This is a genomic window from Bacteroides timonensis (assembly GCF_000513195.1).
Lineage (GTDB): Bacteria > Bacteroidota > Bacteroidia > Bacteroidales > Bacteroidaceae > Bacteroides > Bacteroides timonensis.
The window spans coordinates 111,560-130,995 of the sequence record NZ_CBVI010000091.1; the positions used below are offsets into that span (position 1 = coordinate 111,560).

At 46.1% G+C, this 19,436-nt stretch carries 12 protein-coding genes; 8 read left to right on the plus strand and 4 right to left on the minus strand.

Going from position 1 to position 19,436, the window contains the following annotated elements:
• Positions 1-37: 37 nt before the first annotated feature.
• Positions 38-1,504, minus strand: coding sequence for a catalase (locus BN161_RS17145; protein ID WP_044268544.1), 1,467 nt, complete (start codon positions 1,502-1,504; stop codon positions 38-40).
• A gap of 161 nt (positions 1,505-1,665) precedes the next feature.
• Between BN161_RS17145 and BN161_RS17150 the strand changes: the two genes are divergently transcribed.
• Entirely contained in the window at positions 1,666-2,331 is a 666-nt protein-coding gene (locus BN161_RS17150) for a M15 family metallopeptidase (RefSeq protein ID WP_044268546.1), read from the plus strand.
• A gap of 68 nt (positions 2,332-2,399) precedes the next feature.
• Here BN161_RS17150 and BN161_RS17155 read toward each other — a convergent pair whose 3' ends face one another.
• Positions 2,400-4,556 carry a S8 family serine peptidase gene (locus BN161_RS17155; RefSeq protein ID WP_244436535.1) on the minus strand — a complete coding sequence of 719 codons (2,157 nt, stop codon included), beginning with the start codon at positions 4,554-4,556 and terminating at the stop codon, positions 2,400-2,402.
• Between the two features lie 82 nt (positions 4,557-4,638).
• A complete protein-coding gene (locus tag BN161_RS17160; protein ID WP_244436537.1) occupies positions 4,639-5,088 on the minus strand; it encodes a hypothetical protein in 450 nt (149 codons plus the stop codon).
• Positions 5,089-5,273: 185 nt separating this feature from the next.
• On the opposite strand from BN161_RS17160, the gene BN161_RS17165 reads away from it, so the two are divergent.
• The 7 genes from BN161_RS17165 (at position 5,274) to BN161_RS17195 (ending at position 17,245) form a co-directional block, all read left to right on the plus strand.
• Entirely contained in the window at positions 5,274-6,431 is a 1,158-nt protein-coding gene (locus BN161_RS17165; RefSeq protein ID WP_044268644.1) for a zinc metalloprotease, read from the plus strand.
• A gap of 78 nt (positions 6,432-6,509) precedes the next feature.
• A complete protein-coding gene (locus tag BN161_RS17170) occupies positions 6,510-7,640 on the plus strand; it encodes an AAA family ATPase (RefSeq protein WP_044268548.1) in 1,131 nt (376 codons plus the stop codon).
• 12 nt (positions 7,641-7,652) lie between these two features.
• On the plus strand, positions 7,653-8,879 hold the full coding sequence (locus BN161_RS17175; RefSeq protein WP_044268550.1) for a THUMP-like domain-containing protein: 1,227 nt from the start codon (positions 7,653-7,655) through the stop codon (positions 8,877-8,879).
• 467 nt (positions 8,880-9,346) lie between these two features.
• Entirely contained in the window at positions 9,347-11,938 is a 2,592-nt protein-coding gene (gene xyl3A / locus BN161_RS17180; RefSeq protein ID WP_044268553.1) for a xylan 1,4-beta-xylosidase, read from the plus strand.
• 49 nt (positions 11,939-11,987) lie between these two features.
• Complete coding sequence (locus BN161_RS17185) at positions 11,988-13,247, plus strand: glycosyl hydrolase family 8 (protein ID WP_044268555.1); 1,260 nt, start codon at positions 11,988-11,990, stop codon at positions 13,245-13,247.
• Positions 13,248-13,518: 271 nt separating this feature from the next.
• On the plus strand, positions 13,519-14,649 hold the full coding sequence (locus BN161_RS17190) for an aldose epimerase family protein (protein WP_044268558.1): 1,131 nt from the start codon (positions 13,519-13,521) through the stop codon (positions 14,647-14,649).
• 244 nt (positions 14,650-14,893) lie between these two features.
• Positions 14,894-17,245: a glycoside hydrolase family 2 TIM barrel-domain containing protein gene (locus BN161_RS17195; RefSeq protein ID WP_044268561.1), complete on the plus strand. Its 2,352-nt coding sequence runs from the start codon at positions 14,894-14,896 to the stop codon at positions 17,243-17,245.
• A gap of 174 nt (positions 17,246-17,419) precedes the next feature.
• Here the strand turns inward: BN161_RS17195 and BN161_RS17200 are convergent, their stop codons facing one another.
• Positions 17,420-19,423 (minus strand): RagB/SusD family nutrient uptake outer membrane protein, encoded by a 2,004-nt coding sequence (locus BN161_RS17200; RefSeq protein WP_044268564.1) that lies wholly within the window; start codon positions 19,421-19,423, stop codon positions 17,420-17,422.
• Positions 19,424-19,436: the final 13 nt, after the last annotated feature.

A 19,436-nucleotide genomic window follows, 5' to 3' on the forward strand; every position in this document is an offset into this window, starting at 1 on the left:
CATATAGGGTCTTAGTGTTGTTCAGGACATCCCTTAACTATCGGGTTGCTTTCAATGCTTCATCCAGGTCAAGGCCTAAAGCTTTGGCTACGCCTGTACCATAGGCCGGATCAGCTTTATAGCAGTTGCGCACATGACGTTGCTTAATGAAGAGTTCGGCATCACCCATGGCACGGGCTGTATTTTCGCACGTCAGTTGCTGATCTTCGGCAGACATCAGGCGGAAAAGATCACCCGGCTGGCTGTAGTAATCATCATCGTACTCACGTTCGTTATAGTTATAAACGTCGCCATGAACTTTCAAAGGCGGTTCTTTCTTCTCGGGAGAGTCTTGCCATTCACCGTAGCTGTTGGGCTCGTAGCTCTTGGCACTGCCGTAATTACCGTCTACACGCATGGCACCGTCACGATGGTAAGCATGGAACGGGCAACGGGGTTTGTTTACCGGAATCTGTTCCGCATTCACTCCCAAGCGGTAACGCTGTGCATCACCATAAGAGAAAAGGCGTCCCTGCAACATTTTGTCGGGAGAGAAACCGATACCTTCCACTATATTCTGCGGATTGAAAGCTGCTTGCTCTACTTCGGCAAAGTAGTTTTCCGGATTACGGTTCAGTTCCAGGATACCTACATCCTGAAGCGGGAAATCTTTGTGCGGCCATACCTTTGTAAGGTCGAACGGATTGATGCGGTATTCGTCCGCCTGCTCTTCCGTCATCAGCTGTATCTGGAATTGCCACTTCGGGAAGTCACCCTTTTCGATGCTCTCGTACAAGTCGCGTTGGTGCGATTCACGATCCTTGGCAATGATAGCCTCGGCCTCCTGGTCGGTCAGATTCTTGATGCCTTGCAGCGTGCGCAGATGGAACTTCACCCAAATACGTTCGTTGGCGGCATTGAAAAAGCTATAAGTATGACTACCGAAACCATGCATGTGGCGATAGGAATAAGGAATACCACGGGGACTCATCGTGATGGTCACCTGATGCAGAGCTTCGGGCAGCAGGGTCCAGAAATCCCAGTTATTGTTCGGACTGCGCATATTGGTGCGCGGGTCACGTTTTACGGCATGGTTCAAATCGGGAAATTTCAACGGATCGCGCAGGAAGAATACAGGAGTGTTATTTCCCACTAAATCCCAGTTGCCTTCTTCCGTATAGAACTTCATGGCAAAACCACGGATATCACGTTCGGCATCAGCGGCTCCCCTTTCACCGGCTACGGTGGAGAAACGTACGAAGCACTCCGTCTTCTTACCTACTTCGCTGAAGATAGCGGCACGGGTGTACTTTGTGATGTCATGTGTTACGGTAAACGTACCGTATGCGCCGGAACCTTTGGCATGCATACGTCTTTCAGGAATCACTTCACGGTCGAAGTGTGCAAGTTTTTCCAGAAACCAGGGGTCTTGCATCATGATAGGACCACGTTGTCCTGCGGTCTGAGTGTTTTGATTGTCGGCGATCAGGCGCCCGTTGGCAGAGGTGAGTTTTTTCTTTTCCATGGTATTTTTGTTTAGAGAACTAATATATGGAACAAATGTAAGGATTCGTAAGTTCATTACAAACAGATAAATTCTATGAGGAAATAGACAAAATCTATGTATTCGCACAGAACGGCTAATCCGGTGGGAATTCGTACCTTTGCAGGCAAAGAAAAAAAGGCATGAAGTATATATATTATTTTCTACTTGCTCTCTGGTTTATCCCCGCATCCGCACAAAAGAGTGAAACGGCAAGATATCTGGAAAGCATCGGACTGGTGAATATTGCCGAAGCGGACAGCTCCATCGTCGTAGACCTGATGTATACCCGGGCGGATAATTTCACGGGAAAGGTGCTATACGAAGATCTGCATGAGGCGTATCTGCATCCCGATGCCATGAAAGGACTGCTACTGGCGCAACAGGAACTGAAAAAGCGATACCCCGGCCGTCGCCTCATCGTGTATGATGCCGCCCGCCCGATGAGTGTGCAGCAGAAAATGTGGAATGTGGTGAAAGGCACCTCCAAGTATATCTATGTTTCCAATCCCGCACGTGGTGGCGGACTGCACAACTACGGTCTGGCGGTAGACATCAGCATACTGGATGAAGCGGGAAATCCCCTGCCGATGGGTACGGAAGTAGACCACCTCGGCCCCGAAGCTCACATTACGAATGAAGCCGCACTGGTGCAAAGCGGGAAAATGACAAAGCAGGAACAGGCGAACCGGCAACTGCTGCGGAGCGTCATGCGTGCCGCAGGTTTTCGCGCATTGCCCAGCGAGTGGTGGCATTTTAACTGGTGCAGCCGGCAGGAAGCTAAACAAAAATACAAAGTTATACCATAAAGTTCCTTATATTCACATAAAATTGGAATGCAAAGATTATTGATGCACATCCGCATCATAAAGCTATATTAAGGGACATATACTTTTTCTCTTATAATAGTTCCATCTTCTAATTGATATTCAATGATATAAAATCCCGGAGACAGATTTGCCGTCTTTATATCAAATGGAGCTATCAGTTTTTTATCAGAGTAAACCTGTTTATATGAAAGATTGTATACTGCAACGGATTTCGTACCGACCTGACGAGAATCCCAACTTGGTCTTCTATAACTGGGAGTAAAATTAAGCCATTCAGACCAGGAACCACATCTATTATGACCTGTAACAAGAATTGTGACTTTATTAGTGTCGTAAGGCATTATATCAGCTTTGTTATCATAGGGCCAGATTCCACAATTACCTTGTAGCAATTCCCAGGTGTAAGAGGTCGCACCATCCATATTTGCTACAACATACATATACTCCCACTCCGTGGCCTCGTCAGCCCCCTCTATATCATGCGTCTCAGGAATACCTGCATGGGGCCACTCTTCTAATGTAACGACTCTATCGTCATAATAGATAGATGCTGCAACAGGTAATGAATACCCGGGAGCGTTAGATATACGCACTTCTATTGAATTAGTACCGTCACCGGATATAATTTCTCCCCCTAAAAAAAGATTCCAGACAATAGAATCACACCTGTCAGTAGAACCTGATAGGGAGAAAGTATGGGTTTCACATTCACATAACAGATCCGGCACTATCATGGTAAATGGCTTACTGGCTATAACAGCTTCGTATGCATCGACTAATCCATAACCTGTTTCATTATTCCAAGTACCATTATTGTCCCTAACCGAATATTGATATGCAGGCAATTTTCTACAAGAAGTATAAATCCAGGAAGCTACAGAACTGGCTAGTGCATCCGGCTTGACAGACAACAGCAAGGCAGCTATACCGGCAACGTAAGGACAAGCAGCTGAAGTACCCCCAAAGTAGCAATAATCACCTGAAGAGGAACCGGTAATACCGCTAATATCCGTTGTATATATGCTTGAGCCGGGAGCAACAACCTTCAAGCCATTACCGTAATTTGAAAAGTCACAACGACTACCGTTCAAGTCCATAGCTCCGACAGAAATTACCTTATCCAAAAGGCAATAGGGATTGACACTACCTGTATATTCATTTCCTGTTGAAAAGACAACAATAGCACCACGTCCATTCCTTCCTTTTGTTGTTGCCGATACGATGGCTTCTTTTACGGTTTTACTTACTCCCCCGGTTGGAAGTATGCCAAATGAGCAACTTAACACATCAGCGTCTCCATCTCTATACGCTTTAATAATCCCATTTGCTGTAGAAGAGGTGGTTGACTTCCACTTTCTTTTACCGTCAATTGTATCCCCAGTTGCTATTCTGACAGGTATCATTTTACATTGGGGAGCAATTCCGGTCATACCTATATTGTTCTCAACAGCGGCTATAATACCGGCACATGCAGTACCATGAAAGTCATCGGGAGCCGCATCTCCATTCTGTCCCGGAGATCCCCAATTCGTTGTATCATACCCGGGAAGCAGATTGGCCTTTAAATCAGGATGATTCAAGTCTACCCCTTCATCGATAACCGCAACTTTTATATCTTTCCCTTTAGAAATTCTCCAGGCAAGTAATGCGTTTACATCAAAACCCGTGAATGTGTTTTTTATTGCCCATTGTTGCGGAGAATAATTATCTACTGTAGTATTAGCAGCAGGAGCATCTGTAAATCTTATAAAATCCGGCTCAGCATAGACAATCAAGTTGGAAGACATTAGTCTACTCACAATATCCAATGCTTTATCAGAAGATGGGACCCGAACTAAAAAAACATCTTCCAACCCATCGATTGGTGACTCTGAGATATATGGAATATTCAACTGACTGAACACAGACTCTATCCTCTCTCCAGAATTCACTTTGACAAGAATACCATCTGTCAGAACATGTATATCTCCATCTTGTGAACGAATTACACGATACACAGCCTCAACATTACTATCATTCCTTAATTGCATGACATCATCTTCAGAGTTAATGTTTAAAAACATGGATCCTCCTTTTAATGGAATGGTTTTACGGTTATTCTTAATTGCCGTTCTTTTTTGCACATCAGCAACCCCTGCCTTAAAAAGGATATAAGAAAGGGTATCAATGGTTTCGAAATGAATCTTTTGCTTATTCTCACCCAAATAAAATAGTTATTTTTGAGCTGATAAACTGCAAAAACAAAAAAACGTAAGTAAAAGCACTGTGTATTTTCTCATAATATCTCTATTTAAGGGTTATTGACCTTACATAGAAAGAGGCACTATAATCGTCTTTCTTACTTCTACTATCCGGTCTAACTTCTTCATCCTCACAAGGATAAAATTTTCCACTGAGCAATACTTGTACTGATGACTTATTCATAGTCCAGTCTCTCATTTCTGGAATGGGCAATCCCCCAACAGGGTATAGATTTCCTTCATAATAAAAGGAAATAGAAAGATAATGACCATAAACTTCACTGTTTTCCAGGTCTTCGCTATAGACTATACAATCTTTCGGTAATGGATCCGGTTTCGGAGCGCCATATTCCACTCGGAAAAGTGTCATTTCATAGTTTACAAGTTCTTTTCCAGCAGGATACGGATCTTCATCATCTTTACATGATATTGTCAATAAACACAGAACGCTAAGAGCGAAACATACATAATTAATTTTCGATTGTCGCATATTCATATTCTTTAGGTTAAACATTTTACAAATGTAGTGTTATTTACATCGATTGATATATATTTACGTATGTTTAGGAACACAGAGAAACAACATCCACTCACTTTATCTACTTAACTTTGCCAGAACTCCCGGAGATTTTCCTTATATTTGTGCAGACAAACCGGGTAAGAACTTCATACCATGCAACCATGAAACAAGCTCTCAAACTTATACTTTCCACCCTGTTCGGTGCATGCATCGGCTTCGGTGCAGTGGTGCTCTGCATTACATTCTTTACGGAAACCACATTAAGTGAATTCTTCGGGAATATGGGAAACATACAGTTGAGCCGACTCTTGCTTTCCTGTATCTTATCATTGGCCTGTCTCATCCTTGCCGTTTTCGTACAGATTATTCTGCACGAAGGCGGGCATCTGATCTTCGGACTTGCCACCGGTTACCGGTTCGTTTCTTTTCGGGTAGGTAGCCTTACACTGATAAAAGAAAAAGGAAAGTTCCGTTTCAAACGTTTCTCCATCTCCGGCACGGGCGGACAATGCCTGCTCTCTCCACCGGATAAGCCTTACGAACAGTTGCCTTATTTCTGGTATAATGCAGGCGGAGTACTGATGAATCTACTGACGGCAATCCTTGCACTTGTTCTTTGGGTTGCCTATCCCGAGATACCGCTGCCTTTACATTTATTCCTTTTATTCTCCTTTATCTGCGGTTTCTTCCTGGCACTGATGAACGGTATTCCATTGAAGATGTCGGGCATCACGAATGATGCCTACAACCTGATATTGATGCACCGGGATCTGAATACCCGGAAGTATCTGGCATTACAGTTAGCCGTCAACGCTGAAGTTCAGAAAGGCGTAAGACTGAAAGACATGCCGGACGAATGGTTCCCGAACGATGAAGTGACAGATTACAGGAATATCATGCAGGTTGCCGTGAAACTGCTCTATATTTCGCGCTATGTAGACCGGAAAGAATTTGAAACTGCACACGCCCTGTTTAGCGAAATAGAGCGGCATAAAGAGGAAATTGTCGGACTATACGTAAAAGAAATCGAGTGTGAACTCCTGTTCCTCGAACTGATAGGTGAACGGAGAAAAGAAGAAGTAGAGCGGCTTTATACAGATAAGATAAAGAGATACATCCAGCGGTATAAGATTATGATGTCTTCCAAACAACGCTTGCTGTGTGCTCTTGCCTTGTATTGGGAGAATCAGCCGGAACGGGCGAAAGAGATTTATGAAAAAGCAACGCGCAAGCGGGATAAGTATTTGCTGCAAGGCGAGGTTAACTCTGATCTGGATATTATGGAGACGATGCTTCGGGAGGCACAAGTACAGTTATAAGTGAAACCACCATTATTTTCTTTGCATTATTACTTTATAATAATTATCTTTGCATAATCATCATAAAGTAAAGAAGCCATGCTAATCATCCGAAACCCTTTCATTATAAACGGATACATATCCCCTGCCTATTTCTGTGACAGAAAAGCAGAGAGTGAGATGCTTATCCGGCAAATTACCAATGGTAATAATACCGCATTAATCTCAACGCGAAGAATGGGTAAGACAGGATTGATACGTCATTGTTTCCAGAGTAAAGAAATTCAAAAGACATATTACACATTCTTTATTGATATATATGCGACCAAATCTCTGCGTGAATTTGTGTTTGCTCTCAGCAAAGAAATTATCGAGTCATTGAAGTCCTCGGGCAAGAAAACAATACAGACTTTCTGGGAAACGATGAAGTCACTGCAAGCCAGTCTGACATTTGACTTCAATGGTAACCCTTCATTCAATTTAGGCTTGGGAGACATCCAATCTCCGGACGCTACGCTGGATGAAATATTCCATTATCTGGAACAGGCGAACAAGCCCTGCATCGTAGCCATTGACGAATTCCAGCAAATCACAAATTATGCGGAAGACAATGTGGAAGCTATCCTGCGCACTTACGTGCAACATTGCAACAATGCCCATTTCATCTTTGCCGGAAGCCAGAGGCACATTATGGGCAATATATTTCTGACAGCCTCACGCCCTTTCTATCAGAGTGTGTCGATGATGCATCTGGAAAGTATTCCTTTAGAAGAATACATCAAATTTGCTCAGAAACATTTCAAAGAAGCAGAGAAGAACATATCCAAAGAAGCCATCGAACAGATATACCAATATTTCGAAGGCATCACCTGGTATATGCAGAAAGTATTGCATACCCTATATGATATGACACCTGTTCATGAGATTGCAGATGTTTCGATGGTTGAGGAAGCCATCTGTCAAATCATAGGTTCATTTCAATATACCTACTCCGAAACCCTTTTCCGGATGCCCGAGAAACAAAAAGAACTGCTCATTGCCATTACCAAAGAAGGGAAAGCAAGTGCCATCACCTCCGGTGCATTCATCAAGAAATATAGATTGCCATCTTCCAGCTCTGTACAATCAGCATTAAAAGGACTGTTAGAGAAGGATTTTGTCACACAAGAGGCGGGAGCTTATCAGATTTACGACCGTTTCTTCGGCTTATGGCTTCAAAGAAACTACTAAACGACAAGGTTTATGGAATTGAATGACGAAACCCTTCGTTTTATACACGAACACGGCAAGGATGATGTACGCAGCCTGGCTCTGCAAGCGCCGAAATATCCCGGTGTGGATATGCCTGTTGCACTGACGCAGATAGCGGGCAGACAGGCGGCGGCAGAGAAAATACCGTCCTGGCATAAGGAAGAAGGCATTCTATATCCCCGTCACCTATCGTTAGAGCAATGTTCTTCGGAAGCTACGGCACGATACAAAGCATCTATCATTCCGGAGCCTTCCTCCGGCACACTGACCGACCTGACCGGAGGCTTCGGCATAGACTGCGCTTTTCTTTCTCCGAAATTCCATCATGTCACCTATGTGGAACGGCAGGAAGCTCTTTGCGAGATTGCATCGCACAACTTCCCGTTACTGGGCCTGAATCATATCCGGATAGAAAACAAAGACGGCATCCGGCATCTGCAAGAGATGTCTTCCGTCGACTGGATATTCATTGATCCTGCCCGTCGTGACGGGCATGGCGGGAAGACTGTTGCCATTGCCGACTGTGAACCGAATGTAGCAGAGCTGGAATCCCTGCTGCTCGAAAAGGCGCAACACGTAATGGTGAAACTCTCCCCTATGCTCGACCTGTCTTTGGCTATTCAGGATTTAAAGCACGTACAGGAAGCACACATTGTTTCTGTAAACAATGAATGCAAGGAACTTTTGCTTATCTTAGGACACAACATTGTTGCCGCAAAGAATATTCCTATCCATTGCATCAATCTGCAAACGAAGGACGGGAGGAATACAGAGACAACCGGACAGTTCTTCACTTTCACCCGCGAACAGGAACAATCAAGCCCGAATGAATATGCCGGTACTTTAGATAAATATCTGTACGAACCCAACGCGTCCATCCTCAAAGCAGGGGCTTTCCGCAATGTAACCTGCATATATAAGGTAAAGAAGCTGCATCCTAACAGTCACCTCTATACTTCCGGTGAACCGATAAAGAACTTCCCCGGAAGAAGCTTCCGGATAACGGGTATATGTACATTGAATAAGAAAGAGCTAAAAGGCGTATTAGGAGATCTAAAGAAAGCCAATATCACGGTTCGTAACTTTCCTAGTTCAGTAGCGGAACTCCGTAAACGTATCAAATTGAGCGAAGGCGGAGAAGTTTATCTGTTCGCTACGACCTTGAATAATGAACAGAAGGTTCTGATCCGATGTGAGAAAACAGAAGGAAGGAACTAATATGATTTGTTGGCGCAATTGATTCCTTCTTTTTGCGGTATTATATAGGAGTGAACTGAAGAATATAACTTCCTGTGTGATAGCCTACTTGGTGTTCCACTAAGATTAGTCGTAGTGGAACACTAGTTCAGTCGTAGTGGGAAGTGGCTTCAGTCGTAGTGGGAAGTATGTTCAGTCCTAATGGGAATATAGCTCATTACCATACCTAAAGAAATAAATCCCGCCAGCAGGTTAACACAACAAATTACAATATCCCCCTCCGAAATATAGCCTTGTAACAGGCATTTTTCTCTTTAATGTAACCTCAGCAAAACAAGATGTAACATCCGGAAGAAATCTGTAACATAGACTCAACTATCTGAAATACGATTCTTCTTCCAAATCCTCTTTTCTCCCTACTTTTGTAATCGTCATCCACAATGACAAAACAGAAGTCTATTAATAACAATAAAAAACGCACTAATACCATGAAAAGAAAACTTCAGTTGCTCACCGGAATCGGATGCCTGTGTCTGTGCTTCCTTTCCTGTTCACAACCTCCCTACAAGAACCCGGCACTAAGCCCGGAAGAACGCGCCAATGATCTGGTAGGCCGACTTACATTGGAAGAGAAAGCCGCATTGATGCAAAACACATCTCCTGCCATCTCCCGACTGGGCATAAAAGCCTATGACTGGTGGAACGAAGCGTTGCACGGCGTAGGACGTGCCGGACTGGCCACCGTATTCCCACAAGCCATCGGTATGGGAGCGTCTTTCAACAACGAACTGCTTTACGATGTATTCACCGCAGTTTCGGATGAAGCACGTGCCAAAACCACCGAGTTCAGCAAGGCCGGAGGATTGAAGCGTTATCAAGGACTCACCATGTGGACACCCAATATCAACATCTTCCGCGATCCGCGCTGGGGACGGGGACAGGAAACTTACGGAGAAGATCCTTACCTCACCAGCCAGATGGGCATGGCAGTGGTACGCGGCCTGCAAGGACCTGAAGGAGAGAAGTATGATAAGCTACATGCCTGTGCCAAGCACTATGCCGTACATTCCGGTCCGGAATGGAACCGCCATAGTTTCAATGCCGAAAACATCGACCCGCGTGATTTATGGGAAACTTATCTGCCCGCTTTTAAAGACCTGGTTCAAAAAGCGCATGTGAAAGAAGTGATGTGTGCCTACAACCGTTTTGAAGGTGAACCCTGCTGCGGAAGCAACCGCCTGCTTATGCAAATTCTGCGTGACGAATGGGGATATAAAGAAATCGTAGTATCGGATTGCTGGGCAATCAGCGACTTCTACAACAAAGGTGCCCATGAAACCGATCCCGACAAACAACACGCTTCCGCCAAAGCCGTACTCTCCGGAACAGATGTGGAATGTGGCGACAGCTATGCTTCGCTGCCCGAAGCTGTGAAAGAAGGGTTGATTGACGAGAAACAGATAGACATCTCTCTGAAGCGCCTGATGAAAGCCCGCTTTGAGTTGGGTGAGATGGACGAACCTTCGCAAGTGTCCTGGGCACAGATTCCTTACAGCGTGGTAGATAGTAAAGAACATCGTGAACTGGCACTCCGCATGGCACGCGAGAGCCTTGTATTGTTGCAAAACAATCAGAGTTTACTGCCTTTAAATAGAAACCTGAAAGTGGCCGTGGTAGGACCTAATGCCAATGACTCCGTAATGCAATGGGGCAACTACAATGGTTTCCCCTCACATACCATCACTCTATTGGAGGGCGTCCGCGAATATCTGCCCGAATCACAGATCATCTACGAACCCGGATGCGACCTAACCTCCGACGTCACTTTGCAAAGCGTATTCCAGCAATGCAGCATGGATGGCAAGCAAGGCTTCAGCGCCAAATACTGGAACAATACGAAACAGGAAGGAACACCGGATGTAACCAATCACATCAGCACCCCCTTCCACTTCATCACCACCGGTGCCACGACCTTTGCAGCCGGCATCAACCTGCAAGATTTCTCTGCCAGCTACGAATCCGTATTCCGCCCCGCCAAGAGTGAAGATATCGCTTTCCGTTTTCAGACCCAAGGGATAACAAAACTCTCCATTGACGGCAAGGAAGTTGCCGCAGGCATGAACTTCAAAAACAAGTCCAAAGTCTACACCCTCCATGCAGAAGCCGGAAAAGAATATCGTATCAAGATTGATTTTGCTTTCCGCAACCGTGATGCCGCACTCGATTTTGACATGGGGCGTGAAGTCCCCGTTGACCTGAAACAAACTGTAAACAAGGTAAAAGAGGCAGATGTCATCATCTTTGCCGGAGGTATATCCCCGGCAGTGGAAGGTGAGGAAATGCATGTCAACATTCCCGGCTTCAAGGGAGGTGACCGCGAAACCATCGAACTTCCATCTATCCAAAGCCGTCTGCTTGCCGAACTGAAGAAAGCCGGAAAGAAGATCGTATTCGTCAACTTCTCCGGTTCCGCTATCGCCCTGACTCCCGAATCGAAAACATGTGATGCTATCCTGCAGGCATGGTATCCCGGTCAGGCAGGTGGTACGGCTATCGCCAATGTCCTCTTCGGAGATTATAATCCGGCAGGACGCCTTCCGGTCACTTTCTATAAGAGTACGAGCCAACTGCCCGGCTTTGAAGATTATTCCATGAAGGGACGCACGTACCGGTACATGACGGAAGCTCCGCTCTTCCCCTTCGGGCATGGTTTGAGTTATACCACATTCCGTTATGGAGACGCTTCATTGAGTACACAGGAAGTGAAAGACGGAGAACAAACCATCCTGACCATCCCCGTGAGCAATGTAGGTGAATGCGACGGGGAAGAAGTGGTACAAGTGTATCTGCGTCGTCCGGGCGACAAAGAAGGTCCGTCTCACGCACTCCGCGCCTTTAAGCGTGTGAACATCGCCAAAGGGGCAACCGGCAATGTGACCGTATCATTAAGCAAAGAAGATTTCGAATGGTTTGATACGGAAACCAACACAATGCGCCCGATAGAAGGCGAGTATGAAATACTTTATGGTGGTACGTCGGAGCTGAAACAGTTGAAGGCGATACCAATCACTGTTAAATGATAATTTAACTACGTAATCTTGAAAATCATATAATATAAAACGTTCCTTTATGAAGAACTTATTTTACTTCCTCCTCTGCCTCATCGCCGGGACATCGTGTAGTCAGGCAGACCCGACAAAGCCCTGGGATAAAGGTGCCTTTGAGACACGGAAATACCGAAATCTCTTTGCCGAGATGGATTATAAACAGGCAGACATCGACGCCAAGCTCAAATCCGTCTTCGACGGTGTGTTCTACGGTCCTGACAAAGTATATTTTGAAGTAGGCGATTCTATGGCATATATCAGCGACATCAAAAATCATGACGTCCGCACCGAAGGTATGTCCTACGGATTAATGATTGCCGTCCAGTTCGATCGTCAGGATATCTTCGACCGCCTCTGGCGATGGGGCACAAAGTACATGCAGCATCAGGAAGGCCCATTGAAAGGCTATTTCGCTTGGAGCTGCAAGACGGACGGTACCCGTAACTCCCAAGGCCCCGCTTCCGACGGAGAACTTTACTATGTCACTGCCCTCATCTTCGCCTCCAACCGTTGGGGAAATGACACCGGCATCAACTACCTTGCCGAAGCCCAGAATATCCTGAACTGTTCCATGGAGAAAGACGGCACAAACCGTGTAATGCCGTTCATCAATGTGGAGCATAAGCTCATCACCTTCGTTCCGGACATACATGGCGGACGATTTACCGACCCGTCTTACCATGTACCCGCTTTCTACGAAGTATGGGCACGCTGGGCCAATGACGGCAGAACTGATTTTTGGCGCGAATGTGCCGAACACAGCCGCAAATATCTGCATAAAAGTATCCACCCCGTAACCGGACTGAACCCCGATTATAACAACTACGACGGCAGTCTGTTGGGCAATAACCGCATCATCGGCGACGCTTTCCGCTTTGACTCCTGGCGCGTACCGATGAACATAGCTTTAGATTACTCCTGGGCCTGTGCCGACAAAGAATGGCAGCAGGAATACGGAAATAAAATTCAGGATTTCCTTTACAGCCAAGGTATTGATACCTTCGTAGATCAGTATAACGTAGACGGCACACAAGTAAAAGATACCCTTGGAGCCGGAGAACACAAGGCTTTGAGACACTCTTTAGGCCTTGTTGCCACTTCCGCTGCTGCCTCACTGATGTGTACCCACGAGAAAAGCCGCGAGTTTGTGGATAAGTTGTGGAACGCAAAACATGAGCCGTATGAAGACGGATACTTCGATGCATACTATGACGGGCTGCTCCGCCTTTTCGCTTTCATGCACCTGAGCGGGAATTACCGGATTATCTTTCCGGAAAAGTAAAGAATAAGTAACGAACAGTTGCAACAGACTTGTAGGGGTAATATTGCCCCTACAAGCATAACATAAACACACCATTACAACAAAAAACACTAAAAGCTGCTGAAAACACCCTTCACCACTATCATAGACATCAAGAATGAACAAATAGTTTTATTTTTTGGTGCTATACTACTACGATTTCAAAACAATCTTCACTACGTTTGTGATAAGTAAGAGTTATGCATAATATAACTACTTATCACAATGCTACAGTCACTTTAATTAAAACTATATGAATAAACTGTTTCTTTTGGTATGTACAGTTCTGATGGCTGGATGTACCGCAACAACAAAAGAAGAACTGACCGAATCCGGATTGAAGCGAAGCGATTTCCAGACAGAAGTCAATGGTGAGAAAACTGACTTATTCGTTCTGAAGAACAAGAACAAGATGGAAGTGTGTGTCACTAATTTCGGAGGCCGTATCGTGTCGGTCATGGTTCCGGATAAGGATGGAAATATGAAGGATGTGGTACTGGGATTTGATTCCATACAGGACTACATCAAATATCCATCTGATTTCGGAGCAAGTATCGGACGATATGCCAATCGTATTAACCAGGGACGCTTCACACTGGATGGTGTGGAATATCAATTGCCGCAGAATAACTACGGCCATTGCTTGCATGGCGGTCCGAAAGGTTTCCAATATCGTGTGTACAAAGGGGTACAAAAGAGCGACCGGGAATTGCAACTGACTTATCTGGCAAAGGATGGAGAAGAAGGATTCCCCGGCAATCTGCAATGCACCGTCACCATGAAACTGACGGATGACAACGCCATCGACATACAGTATGAGGCGGAAACAGACAAACCGACCATCGTCAATATGACCAACCACTCTTACTTCAATCTGGATGGCAATCCTTCAAAAGATAATTCAAGTTATCTGTTGACCCTGAACGCCGACCATTATACTCCGGTGGACAGCACTTTCATGACGACCGGCGAAATAGCAAGCGTTGAAGGTACTCCCATGGATTTCAGACAACCTACTGCCATAGGTGCCAACATAAACCAAGACTTCGCACAGTTGAAGAATGGAAATGGCATCGACCACAATTGGGTGCTGAATACTCAAGGAGACGTAAGTAAAGTATGTGCCACACTCGAATCACCCGCCACAGGCATCGTTCTGGATGTTTATACCAACGAGCCCGGCATACAGGTTTATTGTGGCAACTTCCTGGACGGCACATTGACCGGCAAGAAGGGGATTGTCTACAATCTCCGTACGGCCGTTTGCCTGGAAACACAACACTATCCCGACACTCCTAACAAACCGGAGTGGCCGTCGGCTGTGTTACGGCCGGGAGAGAAATATCAGAGCCAGTGCATCTATAAATTCTCGGTACGCAAATAATTCAGAAGCCGGAGCTTATCAAAATAAGCTCCGGCTTTTTTATACACTCCTACTGAATAGCCTCTATACAGCGTTCTGCACAGAGTGACCACCCCAATGTAATACTGTGATAAGTTTATGTAACCAATCTTTCCTGAATTGTAACCAGAAGAAATAACAAGGAAACATGATTGCAAAGCCCCCTCCTGTAAAATCGTTATTTTTGTCCAGCTAAAGTAATAATCATAAATCAATAACAAAGACCATGAAGAAAGAACTATTAATGCTGGCTTTGCTTGTCTGGGCAACCCATGCTTTCTCTCAAGAACAGACACACATCAAAGAATGCTTTGACTTTGACTGGAAATTCTCCCTGAGTGACGATGTCCGGTATGCAGAACCGAAGTATGCAGATGCCCATTGGGAAGACATCCAGTTGCCACACGATTGGAACATCAAACAGGAATTCGACAGAGAGGCAGGAGGTTCGGCAGCATACCTTCCAGAAGGCATCGGCTGGTATCGCAAAACATTCAAACTTCCTTCTTCCTACAAAGGGCGCTGCATATCCATCCTTTTCGACGGCATATTCCAGCAAAGCGATGTCTACATCAATGGGCAGCATTTGGGTTTCCGCCCTTATGGCTTTTGCAGCATCGAATATGATATGACGTCTCATCTCCATTATGACAAGGAAAACGTCATCGCCGTGCGGGTGAACACGACGGGTGGCAGGCCACGCTGGTACTCCGGTGCCGGAATCTACCGCCATGCTTGGCTTCAAGCCTTAAACCCCGTCCACGTGGCAACCTATGGCACGTACATCACAACGCCTGAGGTCAGCAATGAAGAAGCGGACCTACACATCGTGACCACCATTTCCAACAAGACGGCTAAAGAACAAACCGTTAGCGTGCAGCAAAAGGTATACGATGCGGCAGGAAAGCAAGTGGTGGCTAAAAGCCCTAATTCCAAGATTGCAATCAACGCCGGAACCACAGCAGACTTGGCACAAAACTTTATACTGACCTCTCCCGAACTTTGGAGCATAGGAAAGCCTACCCTGTATCGGATGGAAACCACAGTGAAAACAGGCAATAAAGTGACAGATGTTTATAACACCACGTTCGGAGTCAGAACATTCCGTTTCGACAAGGACAAAGGATTCTTCCTCAACGACAAACCCATAAAACTAAAAGGCATGTGCCTGCACCAGGATGCAGGCAGCTTGGGAACCGCTGTGCCCGACCGCTCCTATGAACGCCGCCTCGAGATACTGAAGGAGTATGGCTGCAATGCTATCCGCTGTGCCCACAACCAACCTTCGCCCGAGTTTCTCGATATGTGCGACCGCATGGGTTTTGTAGTGATAGACGAAGCATTCGACAAATGGAAATCAGGCTATTATGAGAAATACTTCGACGAGTGGTGGCAGAAGGATATGGCAGACATGATATTGCGAGACCGTAACCACCCCGGCATCATCTTGTGGAGCATCGGAAACGAGGTGCAGGAAGCATGGGACGGCAGCACTACCGGTGTGGAACGGGCCAGAATGTTACAGGACTTCGTCCATAAGCTCGAGCCCACCCGCCCAGCCACATTGGCCGCTCAAAACAGGCATCAGGACGCCTTTGCGGGTGTCACCGATGTCATCGGATACAATTACTTGGAAGCACGTATGCTCTCGGACCGTCGGAAATATCCGGAAAGAATATTCCTGATATCAGAAGAACTGCCCTACTTCAGAGGCGAAGAAGGCAGAATCCGCAGTTATACTCCCCTGAATCCCTGGGAAATTGTTGCAAAGAACGACTTCGTGGCCGGAGGCTTCATCTGGTCCGGTGTCGATTATCTGGGAGAGGCAGGTTGGCCCAGTAAAGGCTGGCCCAACGGCTTGTTTGACATCTGCATGTTCGAAAAGCCACGAGCAGCCTACCACCGCGCAATGTGGAATCCCGAACCAATGGTACGGATAGCCATAGTAGACCCGTCGCTCGATATAGATCATGGCAGAGACTTGTGGCAATGGCCCAAGATGGCTGCACACTGGAACTTTCCGCAGTCGTACAGGGGCATGGTGATGGAAATACGCACCACCACTAATTGCGAAAGCGTGGAACTATATCTGGATGACAAGCTGATGGGAAAACAGCACACAGCCAACTTCACGAACAATACCATTGTATGGTATCTGCCCTACAATCCGGGAAAGCTGGAAGCCAAAGGGTATAACGGAGATGAAGAAGTGGCACATTATCGACTGGTAACGTCAGGAAATACCGACCGGGCTATCGTCAGCCCTGACCGTACAGAGATAAAGGCCGACGGTCAAGACCTGTCGCACATTGCTATCAGCTTGATAGACGCAAAGGGAAATCCGGTGCAGACGGACGACCGTAAAGTAACCGTAAGAATTGAAGGAGAAGGCAAGTTCCTGGGAATAGACAATGGAGATTTACGCCGTCAGAAGTCATTTGCAGGCAATGAACTAAAGACTTATTTCGGAAAGGCGCTGGCCGTTGTGCAATCCACCCGAAAGGCAGGAAAAATGACCGTATATGTGCAGGTAGAAGGGATTGATGAAGAGTATGCTATAGAAGTTGAAAGTATTTAAACAGGTTCATCATTTAACTACGCATTTGTCGGATGAACCCAAAACAATAACCCAATTTACATATAACGATTTTCTGTTCTCTGAAACTCCCCAAAACAATGCCGCTTCCCATCTTGATGGAAAGCGGCATTTCACTGGACCCCTAACGGGAATTATAAATCACCTAATACCTAATCAATATCCCGGATTTTGATAAGCTTTCTTCTCTTCATCAGTCATTTCCAAAGCATTCAGTTGTCCCGTAGGAATAGGACGCAGGTAATTGTGTGACTGGATGTTACGGGTATAAGTATGCTTGATGTGGCTACCGGGCACGCTCATCGTTCCGATGGGACTACCGTCATTCGTACCGCTACCAATCTCATAGGTAGTGGCGTATTCCACCAATTTCTCCGTGCGAACCAAATCGAACCAGCGCAAACCTTCGCCAAAATATTCACGACTACGTTCATCAAGGATATAGTTAATGTCTATGGTCGCCGGTGTAAGGCTGACCATTGTTGCACTATTGTCTTCCTCCTTGGCTACGTTGCCATTATTGTCCCAACGCCATTTACCGGCACGGGCACGAATAATATTAATCAAGCCTCTTGCGCTCCCGTCATTGGCATATGTTCCGGTGACAGTCTTTGTAGTAGCGCCTTTCACGGCAGCTTCTGCTGCAACAAAGAACAATTCTGAGAAATAGGCAATGTTGACAGGACGGGTGATACCACCGTTAGGCTCGCCAAGTCCGTCGCCATTGTTTGTACGATATGTACCCAGTTTCCAGAGGTTCGGATAACGTCCACGGCTGATATGGCTGGGGGCAATGACATAATCGCTTCTTCCCGGCATCACGCCTGCTGCCACTGCACTTTTTTTTGCTGCGTTGGAGTCGTAGTCAATATCACTGTCGTTGGCAGGATCTTCATTGAGGAAAGTCAGGATAGCATCACCCGGATGTACTGCCAGTCCGTTGGCATTATACAGAGTGTTATCACTGATGCTGCCTTTCGTCCAGTTTCCACGGAAAGTAGTCACGAAAGTACCATCGTAACGGGAGTCATTGGCCTTGTCGGCAAAAGTTTTTTGAAACACACCAATCGGAGGAGCCATGCAACTCCACGGACGTCCATAAGCCTGCGCTGCTTCACGTTGCACAGACTCGACCGCCTTTCCGTCAGAGGAACCCTGTGTACTTCTGATGAGTGTATAGTTCCAGGTGGCAAACCATACAATCTGATTGCCCGGTGCACCACCGCTAAAATAAGAATGGTTTTGGCCATCATAGAATTCGCTGCTCTCAGTATGGTCGGCATAGAGCAATACTTCAGCATTGCGGTCGTTGGAGCCAACGTGTACATCGTAGTAATAATCCATCAATTTGAACGAACCGGGATTCTCTATGCCCTCCACAGCCAGATTATAGGCCTGCTGGAAGTACCATGCTTTATCGTGTCCGTCGGGATCGGTTCGCGAGCATTCGGGATAAGTAGGAATGGTGCTTTCGAGCCACCAGCCATAAGTGAGATATGCTTTTGCCAACATAAGGCGTGCCAACGTTTTAGTTGCGCCACCCGTCACACGTCCTGTTTCGGGCAACAATTCCACTGCCAGTTTCAGGTCGGGGAAGATGGCCTTTGTATATACTTCCGGAACAGTGTTACGTACGGAATAACGCACGGGAGTAGTGTTGAACTTCAATTCGCCTGAACCCAAATCCAAAGGCACTCCGCCAAAAGTCTGTACCAACTGGAAATAGTCGAAAGCACGGAAGAACCGGGCTTCGGCAATCAATGCATCCGATACGCCTGCACCGGCACCGTTCTCTATCACACCGCTTGCAGTATTGATATTAGGAAACGCCGCACCCCACAATGCATCCGAGCGCACTGTATTCGCAGCATAGTTGCCCACCCCTTCCGTCAAGTCGATGTCCTTAAAGTTATTGTCGGCACTCCATGCAAAGGTGTACTCATCAGTCGGCATCTGGCATGCAGCATAATAATACTGCCCGTAGAACTGGCGCAAGTGGGCATACATGGCTGTCAGTCCACCCATCACACCTGTTTCGGTTTTGAAGAAAGTAGGGTCATAACTGCTGCGCGGTTGTTCGTCCAATATATCGGAACATCCTGTGAGGAACAGCGAGAAAAGTGCCGTACCCAAGATGAATTTTGTATATAACTTTTTCATACTATATCTTTTT

Coding starts and splice junctions, on each gene's coding strand:
- BN161_RS17145 (WP_044268544.1), bottom strand. CDS start 1,504: ATGGAAAAGAAAAAACTCACCTCTGCCAACGGGCGCCTGATCGCCGAC.
- BN161_RS17150 (WP_044268546.1), top strand. CDS start 1,666: ATGAAGTATATATATTATTTTCTACTTGCTCTCTGGTTTATCCCCGCA.
- BN161_RS17160 (WP_244436537.1), bottom strand. CDS start 5,088: ATGAATATGCGACAATCGAAAATTAATTATGTATGTTTCGCTCTTAGC.
- BN161_RS17165 (WP_044268644.1), top strand. CDS start 5,274: ATGAAACAAGCTCTCAAACTTATACTTTCCACCCTGTTCGGTGCATGC.
- BN161_RS17170 (WP_044268548.1), top strand. CDS start 6,510: ATGCTAATCATCCGAAACCCTTTCATTATAAACGGATACATATCCCCT.
- BN161_RS17175 (WP_044268550.1), top strand. CDS start 7,653: ATGGAATTGAATGACGAAACCCTTCGTTTTATACACGAACACGGCAAG.
- xyl3A (WP_044268553.1), top strand. CDS start 9,347: ATGAAAAGAAAACTTCAGTTGCTCACCGGAATCGGATGCCTGTGTCTG.
- BN161_RS17185 (WP_044268555.1), top strand. CDS start 11,988: ATGAAGAACTTATTTTACTTCCTCCTCTGCCTCATCGCCGGGACATCG.
- BN161_RS17190 (WP_044268558.1), top strand. CDS start 13,519: ATGAATAAACTGTTTCTTTTGGTATGTACAGTTCTGATGGCTGGATGT.
- BN161_RS17195 (WP_044268561.1), top strand. CDS start 14,894: ATGAAGAAAGAACTATTAATGCTGGCTTTGCTTGTCTGGGCAACCCAT.
- BN161_RS17200 (WP_044268564.1), bottom strand. CDS start 19,423: ATGAAAAAGTTATATACAAAATTCATCTTGGGTACGGCACTTTTCTCG.